The organism is Johannesbaptistia floridana (assembly GCF_057440575.1).
Genome location: NZ_JALKVM010000036.1, coordinates 1 through 20,470 on the forward strand (window position 1 = coordinate 1; position 20,470 = coordinate 20,470).

A 20,470-nucleotide genomic window follows, 5' to 3' on the forward strand; every position below is an offset into this window, starting at 1 on the left:
AAGTAGTTGTAGTTGTAGGGTGTGTTAGGGCGAAGCCCGTAACGCACCAAATTATCTCAGGATTTCCTAACAAAATTAAGTTTGTTTAATTAGTTATATTAAAATAAAACCAATCAACGTGTAGAACTAATAAAATTGATAAAACTTAATTCATTAATTGCATTCCAAGCGGTGACTTGTTCCCTAAATTGACTCCATTGTTCATAAACTTCTTTAAAGGTAGCATTTTCACTGGCTTGTTCTTGATAAAGTTCCAGGGATGCACTTTTGGCGGCCTGTAAAATTTCTACAGAATAGGGCACTAAATTAGTTCCCTCAGCGACAAGAGTTTGTAAAGCCTCTCGGTTAAGAGAATCATATTGAGCTAACATATTCAAATTAGCTTCCATGGCTGCGGTTTTGAAAATCTCCTGGTATTCTTGGGGCAAATTTTCCCATTGAGTTTTATTAACTTGTACCTCAAGAGTTGCACCAGGTTCCCACCATCCTGGATAATAATAAAAAGAAGCAGCCTTATTTAAACCTAATTTTAGATCATCATAGGGACCTACCCATTCAGCAGCATCAATTGCTCCTCTTTCTAGGGCTAGGAAAATTTCTCCTCCAGGTAATACCTGTACATTTACCCCGAGACGAGACATAATTTTACCTCCTAACCCAGGAATACGCATTTTTAATCCCTGGAGGTCATTTACGGAGTTTACTTGTCTTTTATACCAGCCTCCCATTTGAGCGCCTGTATTCCCGGCAGGAAAGTTAATAATGTTAAAATCACTATAAACTTTGTGCATAGCTTCTAGGCCACCACCATGATAAAACCAAGCGTTTTGTTGTTGAGCTGTTAACCCAAAGGGCATACTAGCACCAAAAGCTAAAGTAGGATTTTTACCAATATAATAATAACTAGCTGTGTGGCCACATTCTACTGTGCCTTCTTGTACGGCATCCATTACCTCTAACCCTGGTACAATTTCTCCTGCCGCATAAGGCTCAATTTGAAATTTACCACCAGTCATGGCTGCGACGCGCTTACAGACAGTTTCTGCTCCTCCAAATATTGTATCGAGGGATTTTGGCCAACTAGTCACCATGCGCCAGCGAAGATTGGGTAAACTACTATCTTGGGCTGTTGAATTATTAGTGGTTGTGCGATTACAGGCCGCTATTACTGTTGCTGTAGTGGCGCTTATACCAGCATTGGTTAAAATTTGTCTTCTTTTCATCTTTTTTTATCTATAATCCTACTAGGCTAAATTATCTTATCTAGAAATTATTAATAATTATCCATGAATTGGTTAGTTTTAGCTATTCTTACTGCTGTTTTCGAGTCATTCAAAGATCTTACTAGTAAATCTAGTTTAAAAAAAACTGATGAATATTTAGTTATCTGGTCTTTGAGCTTGTTAAGTTTACCTTTATTATTATCTCTATTATTATTTATCGAAATACCAACTCTAAATCGACAATATTGGTTAGCTTTGGTAAGTGGTGGTATTCTCAATTTTCTGGGGATGACTCTCTATGTTAAATCTCTTAATCTTAGTGATTTATCTCTGGCAGTTCCCCTGATTACTTTTACGCCATTATTTTTAATAATAACTTCTCCTATTTTGGTTCAAGAATATCCCAGTGCTTGGGATTGTTTTGGTATTGTTTTAATTGTAACTGGTTCTTACTTATTAAATATTAAAGCCAGAAAAAATGGTTATTTAGCTCCTTTTAAAGCCCTCCTAAGGGAAACTGGACCTAAGTTGATGTTAGGGGTTGCTTTTATTTGGAGTATTAGTGCTAATGTGGATAAGTTAGGAGTAATTAATTCTTCGCCAATTTTTTGGTCTATTTCTATTTATACTTTTGTGGCTATAGGTTTTTTTCCCGTTATTTTATATCGATTTCGTCATAATATGGGGTTAATAACTCAAGATATGGGTCGATTGTTTCCTGTAGGTTTATTCAATGGTTTAGCTATACTATTTCAAATGCAAGCAGTTAATATTGCTTTGGTGGCTCAAGTTGTATCTGTAAAAAGAACTAGTGTTTTATTTAGTGTTTTTTGGGGATATTTAATTTTAGGGGAAACTGGCTTAAAAGAGAGGGCAATAGGCGCCACTATTATGGTTATTGGAGTTGCTATTATTTCTCTTTAAACATATTATTTTTGCGATATTAATGTGTTTGGTGCGTTACGCGCTTCGGCGCTAACACACCCTACTAGTAGATTGTGTAGGTTGGGCCCTTGGAATACGAAACCCAACATTCCCCTAAGTTATGTGTTGGGTTGCACTACGTTTAACCCAACCTACAGGCTACATACTACCTTCAAAACTCATTACTTATTACTTCAAAACTCATTACTCAACTAACGGTGCGTTACGCGCTAGGCGCACTTCACACCCTAGTAGTCTTGAAATGATTGTGTTGTTAAGCTAAATTATTGGGCTTCTAATTTGGCTAAACGACTTTTTAAGTCTTGATTCTCTTGTTTGAGTTTATCGATTTCTTGACGCAAATCTTTAAAGGCTTGATTGGAGTCAATTCTACCCTCTACTTTAGTTTTAGCCTCTTCCGCAATACGTTTAACACGTCCATCGCTAGTTTGTTGGGCAATTTCACTTAAAATAGCGATCGCCTCTGGTTCTTTCATTTGGCTTAAAGCTGCTGTTACGGCAACTTGGCACAAATATAAGCTTTCTTTGGCTAAATCTGCTAAATGTTCGAGTATTTTAGTTACTAGCTCTTGTTTTTGGCCACTAGCTACTGTTCCTAAGGCTCGAATAGCTGCTAGGCGTAGAGATTGGGGTACACCGCGCTGAGTGTATTTCATAATTATTTCTGCTGCCTTGGGAGAAGTTTTGAGTTTACTTAGTCCGGCGATCGCACCACCTCTAACTACTTCATTCCAACCTGCTTTGGTATTTAAGATGGTCTCTAGAATTTCAATAACTTCGGTTTCTTTGTCCTGTAAATTGCCACCTACCATACTACCCAAAGCCCTAACTGTAGCTGCTTCGATATAGTAACTAGGATCTCCTGAATCTAAATACTTACGAATTGTCTCATAACTCAGGTTAATTTTAAACTGGCTGAGGGATTCAATGACGCTTTGGCGTACTCTCCCTTCAGTATCTTGTAATCCAGGTATGAGGGCATCTACAGACTGGTCTAATTTAATTTTACCCAAGCGTTTGGCGGATTCTGCCCGAACTCCCCAAAAGGGATCACTAGTTAGAGATTCAGATAGTACTTTAATTGCTTCTAAACCGCCTTTTTTAGCAATAGCGATGCCTGCATAAATTCTACTGATGGGGTCTGGGTCATGTTTTAGTTGAGCTTTTAACTCAGTAATCGGATATTCTAAAGTTACAGTTTTCAGGTAGTTATTACCTTGATCGAAGCTAATAAAGTCAGGTTTAGCCTCTAGAGGTAGATAAAAGCTTTGTTTAGCTTCTGTTAATTTGAGGGTAAAGGTTTTAAATTCTACCTTGTTTTCTTTTACATAGCCAAAAGCTACAGGTATCGAGAGAGTAAATAAATCCTTGTTATCTTTGTTAACTTGAGTTTGAGTAATCTTAAGCTGTACCAGATTATTATCATTATCCCAACTATAGCCTACTTTGAAATCCGGGTGACCGCCACGGAAAACATATTGGTCAAACAAGGGGGTTAAATTATAACCTGTAGTGGTTTCGATGGTGCGCAGTAAATCTACGGTTTCTACGGTTTTATGGGCATAATTATTGACAAAAGCTTGAATAGCTTGGTCAAATAACTTATCTCCCAAGACAGTGCGAATCATATGATATACACAGGCGCCTTTTTCATAGAGATGGCGATCGTATAATTCTATAGCTTCTCGGTAGATATTAGTAACCATGGGACGACGATAGCGGGAGGAATCTTCTTGAAGATAACTGCGGGCTTCTCTCAATAGATAATAGGCGGCGTCATCTTTACTATATTCAGCTTCGGCCCAAATTACCTCAGAATAGGTAGCCATGCCTTCTTTCAACCAAGCATGAGACCAGTGTTTAATTACTACCAAATCACCAAACCATTGATGTACTAATTCGTGGGCGACTAAACTTTCTGCCCTTTGGTTATCAATTTCTGCTCGTTTATCTAAGAGACAGCGATCTGTTAATAGGGTAGTAGAAGTATTCTCCATACCTCCAAAAATAAAGTCTTCGACGCAAACTTGATAGTATTTAGGGTAGGGATATTTATAACCAAATTTTTGAGAGAAAAATTCCATCATACGGGGAGTTTTACCCATACTGCGTTGAGCATCTTCTTCTCTGCCTTTTGCTACGTAATAGTTAACAGGAATATCCCGCCATTTGTCTTCAACTACTCCAAACTCTCCTACTGCTAGAGTCATTAGATAGGTAGGATGAACTTGTTTTTGTTTCCAGTGGTAAATTGTTTCATCCCCTGCCTTTTGAGTATCGATTAATTCCCCATTAGAAATGGCTAACATGGGATTAGGTACACGGACTTTTATTTCTGAGGTGGCTAATTGTCCTGGGTAGTCGAAGCAGGGAAACCAGTAGCGAGAGTCTTCGTCTTCTCCTTGAGTCCATACTTGGGTAGCTTTATCGGGGTAATCGGCATCAGGAGAAATAAAGTAAATACCTCGTTGGGGATTATCGATACTGTATTCAATTGCTAGGGTAAGGGAAGCTTCTGTAGTTGGTTCGTTGAGATAAATGATAAGTTTTTCATGGTCGTAATCGTAGGCTTGACTGACACTATCTCTTAATACTGAGACTATGTTTAAATCTACTGCATCTAAAACCAGTTTAGTGATTCCTTGGCGTAATGGCTTAATTGTGATGTAGCAAGTTCCTTGTAGAGTTTTTTGGGGTATGTCTAGTACTAAATCTAGAAAAATATGTTCTACTTGTCCAGGGCGATCTGGATTGTAGTGAGGTTTAGCACCGGGTAATTCAAAAGATTTGCGCTGCTTTTCCTCAGCGTCGAAGTAGATATGAGGCATTGACTAATCTGTGAGTTATTTATTGCTTTGTTTATTTTATCTTGATTTTATCTAAATTCAGTATTAATCATTTTTATAGCGCTACTTGATAGGAGAATTAAATTGTTAGTCTATCATAACAGCGTTAATAGCTTCACAGGCACTACTATCGGTACTTGCAGGAGCTGGTAAGGCTGTGGCTACATCATTAGACTGACATAATATCTGACTATAGGAACCAGTAGTCTTATCGTATTCAATGCGCCCAGAATAAGCTCTCGTACCATCATCATTAACAGCATTCAGATTTTCAGGAGTTACGGTAGCATAGGAGGCCCCTACTTGAATTCCGAGATTAGCAATAGTGTCAGCGTTAGTGATATATTCGTCAGGAACAGACAATCCTAAATAGGTTAAACCTGGGGCAAAATATCCTTTTTCAAAATGGTAATTTTGTTGAGCACGATTAACAACACCTCCTGCGTTTTTAATATCATCTTCTCGCGTTTTACCAATACATCTATTCTGCTGAGACAATAAATAGTTGCACAAAAAGCCGATACCCATCCCTATACTCAATATCAATAAGCCAAATAACCCTTCTATCAGAGAAAAATCAAGATGTTTTTTTCTGTGGGCTAGAAACCACATGAATTTGTATTTGAAATCAAAAAACATAACCTTCACCTCGCTATTAAATTGTTAACGTATTATATTAGCGTTAATAGCTTCACAGGCACTACTATCGGTACTTGCAGGAGCTGGTAAGGCTGTGGCTACATCATTAGACTGACATAATATCTGACTATAGGAACCAGTAGTCTTATCGTATTCAATGCGCCCAGAATAAGCTCTCGTACCATCATCATTAACAGCATTCAGATTTTCAGGAGTTACGGTAGCATAGGAGGCCCCTACTTGAATTCCGAGATTAGCAATAGTGTCAGCGTTAGTGATATATTCGTCAGGAATAGACAATCCTAAATAGGTTAAACCCGGGGCAAAAGACCCTCTTTCAAAATGGTAACTTTGTTGAGCACGATTAACAGTACCTGCTGCGTTTTTGAGCTCAGTATCTTGCGTTCTACCAACACATTTATAGGGATAAAAGAACCAGAAGTGCAACAAAAAGCCGATACCCATCCCTATACTCAATATCAATAAGCTAAATAACCCTTCTATTAACCCTTCTATCAGAGAAAAATCAAGATGTTTTTTTCTGTGGGCTAGAAACAACATGAATTTGTATTTGAAATCAAAAAACATAACCTTCACCTCGCTATTAAATTGTTAACGTATTATATTAGCGTTAATAGCTTCACAGGCACTACTATCGGTACTTGCAGGAGCTGGTAAGGCTGTGGCTACATCATTAGACTGACATAATATCTGACTATAGGAACCAGTAGTCTTATCGTATTCAATGCGCCCAGAATAAGCTCTGGTACCATCATTAAAAGCATCCAGATTTTCAGGCGTTACGGTAGCATAAGAGGTCCCTACTTGAATTCCGAGATTAGCAATAGTGTCACCGTTAGTGATATATTCGTCAGGAATAGACAATTCTAAATAGGTTAAACCCGGGGCAAAATACCCTGTTTCAAAATGATAACTTTGTTGAGCACGATTAACACTACCTGCTGCGTTTTTAATATCAGCTTCTCGACTTATACCTACAGTAGTCTTATAAGGGTCTAATACAACAGCTATGGTAAAACCTAAAGCAATACCTAATACCAATAAGCTCAATAACCCTTGTATTTTGAAAAAACCTAGATTTAGGTTTCTGAAGATAAGAAACATGATCAACTTGTATTTGAGGTCAGAACACATAACTTTTTACCTCTAATCTGTTTACAATGACTGCGATGATCTTCTTGCAAGATTACCTAAGAAAGTTGAAGCTTAATTTCGAGAAGTAGGGCAGTCTATATGGGTTGATTACAATTTCATTATAACTCAACTCAACCTGATAGAATTAATTAAAAACAAATTTCCATCTTATTGTAGTAAGGCACACTTTACTAAGTAATTTACACAATTATTGATGCTTGAGGAGTATCAATTATTATCAAAATCTAGTCATCCGCGGTCAATATTCAAAGTTGTCCACAAAAGTATGGATTGGAAGGTATTTGCCTTTCTTGACTACCATCAGTAATATAAGCTACTAAAGTTACTTGTCCTTGTGGGTTGATTATCCAGCCTTGGGCGGGTTTTATAGTTGTTGAAGTTGTATTTTCTAAATTGTGACTAGAATTTCCTTCTGTTTCCAAATTATGATTTATTGGTTCAATCCATTCTGACTGAGATAATGGTTGAGTTAGTAATTGATCTGGAGTTTCAGGTAAACCCCCTTTTCCGGTGATGACAAATTCACTCTCTTCTCCCTGTCTACAAGGATTTTGGGCAATAAGTCGATTTGGGTCTACTACTGTAGTTGGTAAGTCTAATAATCCCTGAGTTGGGTCTAAATCCGGTGTCTCTGTTTCTACCACCCCATCTATTCCTAATTCAGAACTAGCGGTAATGTTACTACTGTTATCGAGAAAAATACCTTGAGCACTAATGAAGATGTTACCACCTCTACCCTCAAAAGCGTTAGCGGTGATATCACTGTTATTGGAATTAACTATAAACTCGCTTTGAACTTCAATATTACCACCATTACCAGTGCCTCCGGCGGTAGCAGTAATAGGACTATTATTATCAAGTTGCAACAGATTACTAAAACTAAGGTTAATACTGCCACCTTCACCACTAGCAGTAGCAGCAGAAACTTGAGAATTGTTGACTGTCAGATTGTCTCCAATTATAGTTATGATACCTCCATCGCCTTGACCTTGGCTATTAACGGTAATTTCAGACCCTTGACTAAGATTGACTTCTATGGGATCTATAAAAATACTACCCCCATCTCCACTAGATTCTGGAGAGGTACTAGCTAAAATACCACTACTAACTATATTGAGACTATCTGTAACTTCTAGGGTAATATTTCCTGCTTTTCCTAAATTGCTAGTACTACTGATGATTATCCCTTCTGTTAATAAATTCACGGTATCAGCAATAATGTTAATGTCACCAGCATTTCCTTGGCTTTCGGTATTTGTCGTTAATAGACTCTGATTAGATAAAGTGAGATTATCAGAAATTAGGGTAATCCTGCCACCGCTACCTGTTGCTGTGGCGTCTACTGTACTCAAAATTGAGCCATTATCTAAAACTATATTTTCATTAGCTTCTATTGCAATTCTGCCAGCATTTCCGTTACTAGCTGTATCAGTATTAATTTGAGCTAGACTGGTGATATTTAAACTATTAGTAAAGATTTCTATCCCACCACTATTACCTCTGGCGGTTTCACTGATTCGACTAGATATAGCCGAACCACCACTTATTGAGATAAAATCTTGAGCATTAATAATAATATCTCCTGCATTACCCATACCAAAGGTAGTAGTAGTGATTAAGGAACGGTCATTAAGTTCTAAGATATTGGTGGTGATTTCGATTTTACCTGCATTTCCTGTGGCTGTCTCAGTCACGGAACTCAAAATACCACTCATACTGTTTAATACGACTGTATTTTCAGCATTGATCATGATCTTACCAGCATTGCCATTTCCTTGGGTACTGATATTTATACCTGAACCTTCGTCAAAAAATTCTACTTGATTAGCAGTAATTTCAATATCTCCGGCATCTCCTGTAGCAGTTTCTCCTACTAGAGTAAAAGCTTGACCTGCTTGAGTGAAAGTAACTAAATCATTAGCTTTAATAAATATATTACCTGCATCACCTATGCCAAAGGTTTCGGCACGCAGTTCAGCATTATCATTAATACTTATCTCTCTTGCCTTAATGGAAATATCACCAGCATTGGCGATCGCCCCCGTCTCTACATTTGTCACTATTTGTCCGTTATTTATAGATACTAGATTTTGAGATTCAATCGTCACATTCCCAGCGTTTCCCCTGGCACCTTGAGCTACACTTGTTACTATTTGTCCGTTATTTATAGATACTAGATTTTGAGATTGGATAGTAATATCTCCGGCATTTCCATTGCCTGTTATTAAGGTTTGTAACCTAGCGCCATTATTAACTTCTAGAGAATCAGTAGTAATAGTAATTGTGCCCCCATCTCCTTGATTTTCTGGGGCTAAAATATCACTAAAGGCACCAGTATTTTCTCCCTCAAATTTCACTGTTTCTGAAGCGTTAATAACTATATTTCCGGCATTTCCCTGCTGATTGTTAACAATAATGGAAGATTCTAATTTAGAGGCATTAGTTACTTCTAGATCCCCTGTGTTAATCTCAATAATACCACTATTAGCTTCTAGTGAGTTGCTCACATTAGTAGATATAGTAGCTAAATTATCTAACTTAATTAAACCAGTATTATTAATATGAACATTTCCGGCATTTCCTTCGTTTACACTATCAGCAGAGATAAAAGCGTTGTTAGTAATTTCTAAAGAATCACTACTAATACTTATATCTCCTCCATTTCCTGAGCCGAAACTTTCAGTTACAATAGAACTATTAATTCCATCTAATATTAGATTTTCTTGAGTAGTAATAGTTATATTGCCTGCTTCTTCTTGATTGTTTGTACCAGCAGTTAAAAATGCACCATTAACTAACTCTAGGGAGTTAGTATTGATATTTATATTCCCGGCACTTCCTGTGCTTCCATTTCCAGCTTGGCTAGTTGCTGCCGTTGTCGCGCCATCAAAAATAATTGATCCTGTAGCAGTAATTATAATATTTCCCGCGTTACCAATACCAAGAGTTTGGGCTATCAATTGACTACCATTGTTTATCTGCAAATTTTCCGATTCAATAGTTATATTTCCGGCGTTGCCTGTGCCCCTAGAAGTTACTCCAGCTAGTATACTACCATTATCAAATATGGCATCCCCAGTCACGCTAATTTCTACATTACCGCCATTACCAATTCCTTGAGTTTGACTACTTATTTGACTAGCTGGTAATTCTGGTTGAGATAGTAATTCTAAGGATTCTGCTGTGATAAATACATTTCCGGCATTTCCTACCCCTGTTGCTTGTACTGAAGTTTTTATCCTACTATTAGCTATATTTACAGTATTAGCATTAATCTTAATATCTCCTGCATCGCCAGTTCCATTGATATCGCCAAGGATTTCACTATTATTGAGTAATTGAAAACTATCACTAGTAATATTAATATCAGTTCCATTCCCCTCGGCTTCTAATTCTACGCGAGTAAATATGGCACTATTATCAATGATAATATTTTCTGCATTAATGTTAATTACACCTCCATCACCTTGAGCGAGAGTTTGGGCTATCAGTTGAGAATTATTGAATAGTTCTAAATTGTTAGTATCAATATTGATATTACCAGCATTCCCTAGGGCATTTAATTCTACTTGGGCAGAAATTGCGCCATTATCTAAATGAATATTTTCTGCTTCTAGATTAATATCGCCGCCATCACCTCTGCCGCTAATCCTTCCACTTAGTTCACTTTGGTTAGTTAACTCTAAGATATTCGTACTGATATTAATATCACCGCCATTACCTACAGCTATTTCTTCTATTTGAGCCAAGATAAAACTATTATCTAAATGAATATTTTCTGCTTCTAGATTAATATCGCCGCCATCACCTCTGCCTTGAATACTCGTACTTAATAAACTATGATTATTTAATTCTAAAGTCTCAGTAGTTATCTTAAGATTACCGGAATCTCCCGTGCCAAATTGTGTGGCATTGATTTGAGCATTATCAAGTTCTATAGTACTAGCATTAACTATAATATCTCCTGCATTACCTACTCCTAGTCCAGAGTTGACTATGAAGCTGCCTTCTGTGAGACTAAGTTTACCTGTGGCATTGATATTTACATCTCCTGCTTGAGCAGTTGGTGAACCACTATTTGTAGCAATTCCAGCTCTTAAGACACTTTCACGGGAGAAGTTGACATTATTAGCATTAATAAACACTTCTCCCTGATTATCTCCTCTAACATTGATTTCGCTTTGATTTTCTACATTAATATTCCCTCTCGCCACACCTTGGGGGAAAGTCCAATTACCCTGATTATCTCGGGTAATTATTCCAGAGGAGGCTAAACTACCTAGATATATTTGTCCACCCGATGCTTTAATTAAACTATTATCAAGATTAATATCGCCGCCGATTAAGCTTAAGTTTTCTCCTGTGTTAACTTCTAAACCTGTGCTAGTTTGTGTGGTTATAGGGCTAGGATTGTCTCTCAATCTTAAACCAAGAGGAATATCTATAGTCAGTAATGGGGGGGCTTGGGGATTAGTAGCGCTAAATTCAAAATTCTCAAAAATCACACTATCTGCTGTAGTCCCAATAAAAGAGCCTTGTAGGTCTAGTTGAGCATCAGGACCAAAAATAATCCCGTTGGGATTAATTAAAAATAAATTGGCGTTACCTAAGACTCCTAAGATGCCCTGGATATTGGAAATATTGCCCCCGGTGACGCGAGTGAGAATATTTTCAATTTGAGCGGGATTTTCAAAGTAGGCACCTCTACCTGCTTCTACATTGAATTCTAGGAAACTGTGGAAGAGATTACTATCTCTAATGGCACCCCCTGTGATGCGATCGCTCTCTACCCCTTGAATTGTATCGGATGTTACCTGAGAGTTTTCTGAACCGAGGGTAGAATCGGGGATAATTTGAGCGGCGACTGGGTTAGAGAGAATACCACCTAGGCAAACTAGGTAGGGTATAAGTAATTTGAGCATAATTAGTTTCAATCTGATGTTTTCTGGTCATAGGTGGTGCAATACTGCGTAGGTTTTGCCTAAATCCCCTGTTGAGACTGCAAGGGAGCTTCAAAAGCTGGAAGCAGGGGAGAAAGCCGAAAATCCCTCTTATCAGCTCCGGTCTCCCTGCTCCTCTGCTTGCCTCAAAGAAAAATCAAAATCCTTAACCTACGAAGTATTGAGCGGTGCGCTTTTCTTCTACCTTACAAGACTACAAGTATTTTTGCTACACAGTTTACACATTTGAGCTTTTAATTATTAGCTTAACTATTTTATTCTGGTTATTTTTTAGGATTTTATCAATTAGCGATCGCTTCTATTCAATTATTAAGAAAAAATGATAAATTTTGGCTATATTATCAAGCAACTGAATTAATGACTAACAAATTAACCTGATTGCGATTGATAATCATTTTAGTAAACTCCTCTACCTGCTTCTACATTGAATTCTCGGAAACTGTGGAAGAGATTACTATCTCTAATGGCACCCCCTGTGATGCGATCGCTCTCTACCCCTTGAATTGTATCGGATGTTACCTGAGAGTTTTCTGAACCGAGGGTAGAATCGGGGATAATTTGAGCGGCGACTGGGTTAGAGAGAATACCACCTAAGCAAACTAAAGAAGCAAAGAGGAATTTATGGGTCAGTTTGAACATAGTTATTTTAAATTATTATGAGCGATCGCCAAAAAAAACTTTTCCAACCAAGACTTTTAGAAGTGTTATTATAGTGGAAATTAAGAAAAGTAACAAAAAATCAGAGTCCTGCTAGTCACTTACACACAAAATAAATAATAGAGAGAGATGGCGAGAAGATTATTAAGAATAGTATGTTTAGTAGCTTTAATCATAGTAACAACCTGTACAATCAATCCACAACCAGCGACAGCCTACACAGAAGAACAAAATCTACTTATACAATCCTGGCGTATAGTAAATAGGGCTTATTTAGACGAAAGTTTTAATAATCAAAATTGGTGGTTAGTGCGTCAAGATTTACTCAACAAACCCCTAAAAAATCGTCAAGAAACCTACGCGGCGATTAAAGAAATGTTAGCATCTCTTGAAGATCCCTACACAAGATTGCTACCCCCGCAACAATATAGTAGTTTAAAACTCAATACAAGTGGAGAATTATCTGGAGTAGGTTTACAAATTAATCTAGAACCAAAAACAGGAAAATTAGAAGTAGTAGCCCCCTTAGCAGGTTCGCCAGCAGAAGCCGCAGGCATAAAAGCCCATGACTATATTTTAGCGATAGATGCAGAGAAAACAGCTAATTTGAGCTTAGATGAAGCAGCAGAAAAAATGCGAGGACCAATCGGGAGTAAGGTATCTTTAGAAATTCAATCGCCACAAGAAACAAATAGTAAAGTGGTAACGATAGTGCGCGATCGCATATCCTTAAACCCCGTATACACCGCAATTAACAAAACTGAGGATGAAATGGCGATCGGTTATTTACGTCTAAGCCAGTTTAGTGCCAATGCGGCCGCAGAAATTGCTCACCAAGTAGTCAAAATGCAAGCAGAAGGGGTCCAAGGATATATCTTAGACTTGCGTAATAATCCTGGTGGTTTACTGCAAGCAGGTATAGAGATAGCCCGCCTCTGGATAGACCAAGGTACAATTGTCTACACTATCAATCGTCAGGGCGTTTTTAACAGTTTTGATGCCAACCATACAGCAATTACCGAAGCGCCTTTAGTAGTATTAGTAAATCAAGGTTCTGCTAGTTCTTCAGAAATTCTCGCAGGCGCTTTACAAGATAGTCACCGAGGGATTTTAGTAGGAGAAAAAACCTTCGGTAAAGGTTTAATACAATCTTTGTTTGAATTACCAGACGGTTCGGGTTTAGCTGTAACTGTAGCTAAATATGAAACTCCAGCCCACAAAGATATCAATAAGTTGGGTATTATTCCTAACCAGATAGTGGAACAAGGTCCTATTATGCTGAGTCAAGTAGGTACAGAAGTAGATCTCCAATATCAAAAAGCTGTAGAGATTTTAAAAAATTATAGTACATTGATAGGGTTAAAATAATTCAAAAAAGATAAATAAAATCTCATGAATGGGAAGATAGTAACTTATAGTCCTGCTTATACTTTAGTACCTACATACGAATGTTTTAATCGCTGTAGCTACTGTAACTTTAGAGTAAACCCTCAACAGGACGAATGGTTAACCATAAAACAAGCAAGGGAAAGATTGAAAAGATTAGAAAATCAAAACATTTCAGAAATCTTAATTCTCTCAGGAGAAGTTCACCCCCAATCTCCTCGCCGTTTAGCTTGGCTACAGCTAATCTATGATTTGTGTGAATTAGCCCTATCTTTGGGCTTTTTACCTCATACTAATGTGGGACCATTGAGTTTCCAAGAGATGGAGAAACTTAAACAGGTAAATGTATCTATGGGCTTAATGTTAGAACAATTAACACCAAAACTATTAAACACAGTCCATAAACACGCTCCCAGTAAAGTTCCTAATCTGCGCTTACAACAACTAGAATGGGCAGGAGAATTGAGGATACCCTTCACCACAGGCTTATTATTAGGAATTGGAGAAACAAAACAAGACTCCTGGGAAACATTAGAAGCCATCGCCTCTCTCCAAAGACGCTGGGGAAATATACAGGAGGTAATTCTTCAACCCCATAGCCATGGCAGCAAACAATCTCTAGAAGCACCAGGATTTGATCCCGAGGAGTTAATTGAATTAGTAGCTAAAGCACGTTTTTTACTTCCAGAAACTATTACTATTCAAATTCCCCCCAACTTAATACCGGATTCCACAGCTTTATTAGCTTGTATAGAAGCAGGAGCGAGAGATTTAGGGGGAATTGGGCCAATTGATGAAGTTAACCCTGATTTTCCCCATTTTCAGCTATCTAAACTCAGAGAAACTTTAGCGGCATCAGGTTGGCAGTTAGTGCCACGTCTCCCTATTTATCCTCAATACGATTCTTGGCTACCGCAGCAATTACAATCTCAACTTAGGCAATGGAGAGAATCACTCTTCTAACTTGGCTTTTTTTTGCTGTCTTATTCCTTGACTAAAACCTAAAACCACGATGAGATTAGAAATAGTTAAAAAAACCTCAGCGCTGCCGTGTAGCCAATCTACATTAGCCAAAGAATCATGATAATGAACTTTACTATAAATACCTGCGGGGATAGTAATTGCCACAAACAGGAGGAGTAGATAAAAACCAATTACAGCTATTCGGGGAAACTTCCCTGACTTAGTTACAAACCAGAGAAAGCCTAAATAAGGAAACAAAGAGATAGCAAAGAGATTCTCAGGAGAAATTATTTTGTCTATTAACATACCAAATCCACCATGCCGCAGCACAGAGAGTAAAATTACCAATAACAGTTGTGCCTGCCTGGATAGTTACCAGCCACTGTAATGATTCTAGATTATCAAAAAAGTGCCAAGTACAGGCACACATAGCACTAACTAAGGCGGGTAACATTGCCCAAGATAACCATCTCCAATAGGTATTACCAGTGACTTCTCCATAAGTCCAGATTAACCAGATGGCTGTAATCCATTCAATCACACTAGATATGTGAATAATCCAAGTTGGAATTGAGAGAGCGTGCATAAGACTTTATTTACTATAACTGGAATATTTTAGCAGTAAAGAGTTAGTAACCACCAATACAGAACTAAAAGCCATAAAAGCACTGGCGATCGCTGGTGATAATGCTATATTGTAACTAGGAAGCAGTACACCTGCCGCTATGGGTATAGCCACTAAATTATAACCTAATGCCCAAAAAAGATTTTGACCAATCTTATTATAGGTAGCGCGACTCAAATTAATTGCTGTTACCACATCACTAAGTTTTTGAGAAATGAGTATAATATCTGCTGTCTCTATAGCTACATCTGTCCCCCCAGATAGTGCAATCCCTAAATCTGCCTGAGCTAAAGCGGGGGCATCGTTAATCCCATCACCAACCATAGCTACCAGATGGTTTTGCTGTTGTAGAGATTGAATCAGACTAGCTTTAGTTTGGGGTTTAACTTCAGCAAAAACCTGATTAATTCCCAATTGACTAGCTATTTTCCTAGCCACTGTCTGTTTATCTCCACTCATGAGAATAACTTGTAAACCTAATGATTGTAATTGAGAAATAGTAGTTTGAGCCTCACTACGTATCTCATCTACCAAATAGATAACACCAATTGCATTAGTTTCTTTAGCCACATAAACTAAAGTTTGGGAGGTTTCTGGCTTATTTTCCAGGATAGTTACACCATTTTCCCTTAACCAGGCTTTGCTCCCGAGATATACAGTTTCTCCCTCAATAGTTGCTTTTACGCCTAAACCTGGAGCAGTATAATAGTCAGTAGCGGTTAAGGGAGATAAACCCTGTTGTTGGGCGGCTTTAACAATAGCAGATGCTAGGGGATGATTAGTGCCTTGAGCCACACTATAGGCTATTTGCAGTAATTCCTCAGTGTCGAGAGACTCCAAGAAACAGAGACAACTGCTCACAGTGGGGTTACCTTGGGTAATGGTGCCAGTTTTATCGAAAACGAGAGTATCTATTTGTCTAGCCCGCTCTAAACTTTCACCACCTTTAATTAGAATGCCCTTTTCAGCGCCGATACCAGTGCCCACGAGGATAGCGGTAGGAGTTGCTAAACCTAAGGCACAGGGGCAGGCGATGACTAAAACGGCGATCGCCAATTTCAAGCTTAGGAGTATTGGTGCCCCTGCTATTCCATACCAAATACCAAATACCAAGACAGCGATAGTTAACACTCCGTAGGCGAAGTAACCTGCTACAGTATCGGCTAATTTTTGAATTGGTGCTTTTTGAGTTTGGGCTGTTTCTACTAGGCTAATAATCTTTGCTAAAGTTGTTTCTCCGGGGGTGTTGGTAACTTTTACTACGATTGTCCCGGATTGGTTAATAGTGCCTGCTGTTACTTGCTCTCCGGGTTGTTTAGCTAGGGGTATAGCTTCTCCCGTGAGCATAGATTCATCCACGGTAGTTTTACCTTTAATCACTTCTCCATCTACGGGAATTTTTGCTCCTGGTAAAACTTTTACTAATTCTCCGATTCTTATTTGCTCAATGGGTATTTCTATCCCTGTATCTTCTTGATTGTCAGCGACTATCAAGGCTGATTGAGGTTGTAGGGCAATTAAACTAGACAAGGTTGTAAAAGCTTTACTTCTGGCTTGGGATTCGAGGGTGCGCCCTAGGAAAACGAAACCTAGGAGCATTACTGGCTCATCGAAGAAGCATTCCCAACCCAATTGGGGCCATAATAGAGCTATACAACTAGCTATATAGGCGCTCAATGTCCCCAAACCTACTAAGGTATTCATATTAGGCATATTGTGCCATAAGCCTTTTGCCCCTTCTTTGATAATTTCTCTTCCAGGAATTAACAGAGCTAGAGTAGCTAAGAGCCAATGAAACCAAATATTAGCAATAATGGGTATATGTATCCCCATCAAATGTTGTAAATGTCCGATACTGGAGAATAATAGTAAGATAGCTGCTGTTACTAATTGCCACCATTGCTGACTTTTTTCTTGTTGTTTGCGCTCTAGTAGAGATAAATTATTGCTGTATTTTTGCTCCGTTTGCTGACTGCGTGGTTGAGTTGGGAAGCCCTTATCAGTGAGTTTAGCCGCGAGGTTTTCTGGTGTGGTAATCTCTGAATTATACTCGACTACCGCTACTTCTGTTACTAAGTTTACACAGGCAGAAATAACTCCTTGGTTTTGTTGAAGTTGTCTTTCTACTGCCTTTACACATCCGGCGCATTTCATGCCGCTAACATCTAGGGCTGTTTGTTTAACTATTGTATTTGTTGCTGGTTGTGGGGTAATAGCTTTTACCATATATTTATCTTTCTCATCTTTAGTTTTTAGTTAAGTTTTTAGTTATTTACGCAAAAAATGAATCATTTTAATGATTAAACCTATAACACCTTGCCATTGTTTTGGACTTGCGGCTATTCCTTGGTTATGTAGTTCTAAAATTATCTCTTTTTGGGGATGAGTGAGTATTTTTTCTGTATAGCGGTTAGTTATCTTGCCTTCTAATTCAATAATGGTTTGGGCGTAGGTTTGATTTTCACTTTTTAGTTGTTTGATGGTGTTTATTTTGCGTAGTTTACTCAAAAATGTTGAATTAGTGAGGAGTTTTTGACAAGTAACCGTATCGACTGGATTGGGAAGTAATTTGTTTTGAGAATCTATATTTGGTTGATATAGTGGTGATTTTTGATCGCACAATAAACCCAGATATTCTGATTCTAACTGCTGACGCTGTTGATAACAGCTATCTTGGTGTGTTAGAGAATAAATTTCTTGATAAGCTTGCCATGGGCTAAAATCTTGGTATGTTATTTCTGGAACAATTACAGTTCTCACTTCAATTGCTGTGGTTTTATTGACTATATTGTCTAATAAATACGTTAAGTTTTTAGTAGCTAAGTTATCAGATTGTCCGACTGGCGAATTCATCACCACCTCCTGGAGTTAGGAAACCTCCTCTTTTTAGGGAGAGGAAAAACTGGAACAAAATTAAAATTAATTTTTATGATTGTAAATTAAGAATTGATCTTACATTGATCTTACTCACAGATTTTCTTCTTCTTCATCCATCCAATCACCCCAATCATCTTCTGAAGGAGGAGATTCTTTAGGGGTAATTACTTCTACTTCTCCTACTGCCTCTGTTTCTTCCACTTCATCTATAAATTCTTCCCATTCGTTGTTGGGACTTTGGGTTATGGTTTTTTGATACTCCTGAGACATATCTGATTCTGTATCTGTTTGTGAGGCTAGTAATTTAAGTAATTTTTGCCAATTTTGTATTTGCTCTACCATTAACTGAGGGGCTATTTTCACCTGTTCTAGGTGCATTTGCTCAAGTAAATTCTCAGATCTATTTTCTAATAGGCTTGGATTAATTTGATTAGTTAATTTCCCTTCAACTAAATTTATTTTGGTAGAAAGAGTTGATTTTTCACTACTATTTACAGAGGTAGTAATTTTCAGTTGAAAAGCCTGACTAATTACCATTAGCATAGCTTCTTTGTACTTGTTGGTTTGAATTGCAATTTTAAATTCTTGATTAACTGTCATATAAAAATTTAAAAATCTGATTGTTCTGGTAAACTCTTAGGAGTTGCCTCAGGTAATTGTGGTTCTTCTTGCCATTGATGAACCAATTTAGCTATCGCCCGTAGACTTTGTAAACTATCAAAGATAATTTTTTGACCCTGTTGAATTTGTTCGAGATGAAATTGATATAACTCTGAGTAGTTTTGATTTTGGAGTAATTCTTCGGCTATCTCATTAGTAATTTCACCTTCTATGAGATTAATAGTGGTGCTTAAATATGGTGCGTCTTGGCTATCAAATTCGTCGGTGGCGGGGGTGATACTAGTAGTAACTGTTAATTCCGCTGCTTGACAAAGGGCCATTGCCATAGCTTCTTTAATGTTGCCGGAGTTGATTTTTGCGATAAATTCTTCTGATGGTGTCATTCACGACCTACTTTATGGGTAATAAATATAGTTTAGCTCAGGCTAATAATAGTTAGATATCAAGAAAAAAAGCCATCATGTAATTTTCTCACATATCCAACTGCTGTTCGCCTGAGCTGTCATCTTCCGTTTATACTTTGAACTAGAAGTTCATTTCTGCTGCTTGTACTTTTTCTACTTGTTTTTTCTTAATTACTAGGAAGATTTGAGCGAGCATAATGCCTCCTAGGAATAGTAGTAACCCTTTAATGCGTGTGGGGCTTTGAAGAACGATTTCTGTATCTTTTTGACCAAAACCACCCACATTAGGATTATTAGTTAAAGCTTGTCCTGCTTCTACTGTTTCATTTTCTGACACTAGTAAATCTAAACCTGCGGGAATAGTTTCGGTAATTGAACCTGTGTCTGAGGCGATGGTCAATTCGTAACCGCCTGCTTCTTGGGGTGTAATCAAGCTAATTTTGCCTGAGGCAGAAGCTGTGTAAACGGTATTGTTACTCGCTTCTCCTGTAGGATAAACTTGACCACGTCCACGATTAGCACCGAGGTGAACGGCATATTTACCGAAGTTAACATTTCTATCTTCAGTAGGATTAGGAGAAAGAACTGGGAAAACAATTTCTTGATATTGTTCACCGGGTAAAGGACCAACTAACACTACATTTTCCTGCTCTTCTGAGTAGGTTTGGAAGTAAACACCACCGATTTTCTCCTGCATTTCTTCAGAAATGCGGTCTGGAGGAGCGATTTTAAAGCCTTCTGGTAACATTAGTACTGCACCAACATTTAAGCCCCCTTTGGAGCCGTCTCCTAGTAATTGTTGAGTATCTAAATCATAAGGTATTTTCACCACTGCTTCAAATACTGTATCTGGCAGTACAGATTGAGGGATTTCCACTTCTGCCTCTTTTTGGGCCAGGTGACAGTTAGCACAAACAATTCTTCCTGTTGCCTCTCTAGGAGTTTCTGGCGCTGTTTCCTGTGCCCAAAAAGGGTAGGCATTGGCTGGGGTAGCCAAGATTAAATCAGAGGTAATTAAAAGAGCGATAGTAGCTATGAGAGTGATTGTTACTTTTCGTAACTTATTTAAAAAATCAGACTTGTTCATCTTTTAGTGATTTTGTAGACTTGATTAAGTGTGGTGTAATTTTCTTTTAGTTCCGAACTT

Annotated in this window: 17 protein-coding genes; 3 read left to right on the plus strand and 14 right to left on the minus strand. The window is 37.9% G+C overall.

The genetic code is table 11. The features are described from left to right. Window positions 1-113: 113 nt before the first annotated feature. On the minus strand, window positions 114-1,223 hold the full coding sequence (locus tag MW688_RS02565; RefSeq protein WP_486734347.1) for a TRAP transporter substrate-binding protein: 1,110 nt from the start codon (window positions 1,221-1,223) through the stop codon (window positions 114-116). Between the two features lie 63 nt (window positions 1,224-1,286). Here MW688_RS02565 and MW688_RS02570 point away from each other — a divergent pair, with 63 nt between their 5' ends. Next, the gene (locus MW688_RS02570; RefSeq protein ID WP_486734348.1) at window positions 1,287-2,147 is read left to right on the plus strand and encodes an EamA family transporter; all 861 of its coding nucleotides are present in this window, start codon (window positions 1,287-1,289) and stop codon (window positions 2,145-2,147) included. Between the two features lie 284 nt (window positions 2,148-2,431). Here MW688_RS02570 and MW688_RS02575 read toward each other — a convergent pair whose 3' ends face one another. From MW688_RS02575 to MW688_RS02600, 6 genes are all read right to left on the minus strand, one after another. Continuing rightward, window positions 2,432-4,996, minus strand: coding sequence for a M1 family aminopeptidase (locus MW688_RS02575; RefSeq protein ID WP_486734349.1), 2,565 nt, complete (start codon window positions 4,994-4,996; stop codon window positions 2,432-2,434). A gap of 105 nt (window positions 4,997-5,101) precedes the next feature. After that, on the minus strand, window positions 5,102-5,653 hold the full coding sequence (locus tag MW688_RS02580) for a type IV pilin-like G/H family protein (RefSeq protein ID WP_486734350.1): 552 nt from the start codon (window positions 5,651-5,653) through the stop codon (window positions 5,102-5,104). Window positions 5,654-5,677: 24 nt separating this feature from the next. After that, window positions 5,678-6,241: a type IV pilin-like G/H family protein gene (locus MW688_RS02585; protein ID WP_486734351.1), complete on the minus strand. Its 564-nt coding sequence runs from the start codon at window positions 6,239-6,241 to the stop codon at window positions 5,678-5,680. 24 nt (window positions 6,242-6,265) lie between these two features. Continuing rightward, window positions 6,266-6,778: a type IV pilin-like G/H family protein gene (locus MW688_RS02590; RefSeq protein WP_486734352.1), complete on the minus strand. Its 513-nt coding sequence runs from the start codon at window positions 6,776-6,778 to the stop codon at window positions 6,266-6,268. A gap of 296 nt (window positions 6,779-7,074) precedes the next feature. Continuing rightward, window positions 7,075-11,751, minus strand: coding sequence for a beta strand repeat-containing protein (locus MW688_RS02595; protein WP_486734353.1), 4,677 nt, complete (start codon window positions 11,749-11,751; stop codon window positions 7,075-7,077). A 435-nt stretch (window positions 11,752-12,186) separates the two neighbouring features. After that, on the minus strand, window positions 12,187-12,429 hold the full coding sequence (locus tag MW688_RS02600) for a hypothetical protein (protein WP_486734354.1): 243 nt from the start codon (window positions 12,427-12,429) through the stop codon (window positions 12,187-12,189). Between the two features lie 147 nt (window positions 12,430-12,576). Here MW688_RS02600 and ctpA point away from each other — a divergent pair, with 147 nt between their 5' ends. Further along, on the plus strand, window positions 12,577-13,815 hold the full coding sequence (gene ctpA, locus MW688_RS02605) for a carboxyl-terminal processing protease CtpA (RefSeq protein ID WP_486734355.1): 1,239 nt from the start codon (window positions 12,577-12,579) through the stop codon (window positions 13,813-13,815). Between the two features lie 24 nt (window positions 13,816-13,839). Next, window positions 13,840-14,796: a 7,8-didemethyl-8-hydroxy-5-deazariboflavin synthase subunit CofG gene (gene cofG / locus MW688_RS02610; RefSeq protein WP_486734356.1), complete on the plus strand. Its 957-nt coding sequence runs from the start codon at window positions 13,840-13,842 to the stop codon at window positions 14,794-14,796. On the opposite strand, the gene MW688_RS02615 is transcribed toward cofG, so the two are convergent. The 7 genes from MW688_RS02615 to petA all read right to left on the minus strand — a co-directional run bounded on the left by MW688_RS02615 (window position 14,785) and on the right by petA (window position 20,410). Further along, window positions 14,785-15,102: a DUF3593 domain-containing protein gene (locus tag MW688_RS02615; protein WP_486734357.1), complete on the minus strand. Its 318-nt coding sequence runs from the start codon at window positions 15,100-15,102 to the stop codon at window positions 14,785-14,787. The two genes, cofG and MW688_RS02615, sit on opposite strands and share 12 nt — an antisense overlap. Further along, a complete protein-coding gene (locus MW688_RS02620; protein ID WP_486734358.1) occupies window positions 15,074-15,382 on the minus strand; it encodes a DUF2499 domain-containing protein in 309 nt (102 codons plus the stop codon). Before MW688_RS02620 ends, MW688_RS02615 begins: the two co-directional genes overlap by 29 nt. Before the next feature lie 6 nt (window positions 15,383-15,388). Beyond that, a complete protein-coding gene (locus MW688_RS02625; RefSeq protein ID WP_486734360.1) occupies window positions 15,389-17,647 on the minus strand; it encodes a heavy metal translocating P-type ATPase in 2,259 nt (752 codons plus the stop codon). Between the two features lie 42 nt (window positions 17,648-17,689). Beyond that, on the minus strand, window positions 17,690-18,274 hold the full coding sequence (locus tag MW688_RS02630; protein WP_486734361.1) for a hypothetical protein: 585 nt from the start codon (window positions 18,272-18,274) through the stop codon (window positions 17,690-17,692). A gap of 114 nt (window positions 18,275-18,388) precedes the next feature. Then, window positions 18,389-18,898: a hypothetical protein gene (locus tag MW688_RS02635; protein WP_486734362.1), complete on the minus strand. Its 510-nt coding sequence runs from the start codon at window positions 18,896-18,898 to the stop codon at window positions 18,389-18,391. A gap of 8 nt (window positions 18,899-18,906) precedes the next feature. Further along, complete coding sequence (locus MW688_RS02640; protein ID WP_486734363.1) at window positions 18,907-19,302, minus strand: hypothetical protein; 396 nt, start codon at window positions 19,300-19,302, stop codon at window positions 18,907-18,909. A 142-nt stretch (window positions 19,303-19,444) separates the two neighbouring features. Next, window positions 19,445-20,410, minus strand: a complete 966-nt coding sequence (gene petA, locus MW688_RS02645; protein WP_486734364.1) for a cytochrome f — start codon at window positions 20,408-20,410, stop codon at window positions 19,445-19,447. Window positions 20,411-20,470: the final 60 nt, after the last annotated feature.